The organism is Flavihumibacter sp. CACIAM 22H1 (genome assembly GCF_001601815.1).
In the GTDB taxonomy this organism is placed as follows: domain Bacteria; phylum Bacteroidota; class Bacteroidia; order Chitinophagales; family Chitinophagaceae; genus Flavihumibacter.
This window is the reverse complement of record NZ_LUKG01000006.1, coordinates 70,515-71,574: the sequence shown is the minus strand read 5'-3', so window position 1 is coordinate 71,574 and position 1,060 is coordinate 70,515. Positions and strand designations below refer to the sequence as shown.

The 1,060-nt window shown below is 47.2% G+C and carries 1 protein-coding gene and 1 pseudogene; both read right to left on the bottom strand.

All coding sequences use genetic code 11. The annotated features are described in order from the left end of the window. A partial coding sequence (locus A1D16_RS03295) for a TIM barrel protein (RefSeq protein WP_290707792.1) occupies positions 1–761 on the bottom strand: 761 nt, incomplete at its 3' end. Positions 762–768: 7 nt separating this feature from the next. Further along, positions 769–1,060, bottom strand: a pseudogene (locus tag A1D16_RS03290) (MFS transporter); the annotation flags it as partial.

Genomic DNA, 1,060 nt, shown 5'->3' with positions numbered 1-1,060 from the left:
GCAGGGTAATACAATTCCTGGCTTTCATCTATCTCGTGCCGGCCAGGATTACCGCCTGTATGGTAATGACCAAAATAGGCGTAGTTTTTCTGAATAGTACGGATAATATCTCCCTCATCTATCTGCATATGGTAAATATCAAACAATAACTTGAAATTTTCACTTCCAAGCCGTTTACATAGCTCAATTCCCCAGGCAGAACGATCACACATATAATCTTTATGATCTACCCGGCTGTTTAACAACTCCATGGTAAGCACTACGCCGTGTTTTTCGGCCAGGGCAAGCAGTTTCTTCAGTCCGATGACGGCATTCTGCAAACCGGTTTCGTCATCCATTCCATCCCGGTTGCCACTAAAACAAATCAGGTTCTTGTAACCGGCTTTGGCAACCAGGGGTATCATCTCTGAATAGCGCTGGATCAGCTTACCGTGGTACGTGGTATTATTAAAGCCATGTACCAGGTTAATTTCGGCACCATTGCACATGGATGAATCCAGCCCGTATTTCTTCAGCACCTCCCATTCATGGGGGCCGACCAGGTCAATGGCCTTGATGCCAATGTCCTTGGCTACTTTACACAATTCATCCAAACTCAAATGACCATAGGTCCAGCGGCATACCGCATGATTTATATTTCCTTTCATAATTGGCGATGCAGCTTGATCAGCAGAGAACCCGGCCATGGGCGCCAGTGCTATACCTGCTCCGGCAGCCAGGATCTGCTTTACTGCTTTTCTTCTTGTAGGTTGTTTTTCCATAGTTGACTCAGGCACTTACAACCTGCACTTTTTTCCTGTTGCGCATAAAAAATACGAGCCCGGCAAATGCTACAATAAGAATAACGGGTATAACGGCGGTTGCCTGCAATACATCCGGCCCTGCTGTTAACTGTGCAGCGGCATACTGTCCGGCTTCTGAACTTCCCGGAGCTGCCGTACGATAGGCTTCCATAGAAGCTCCTTCCGGTAATTGTTTAGCGATGAGGCGGTCATAAAATCCACCCATGAACAGGGTGTAAATAGAAACCGCAAACATACCGGCTCCGCCCATCAGGTTC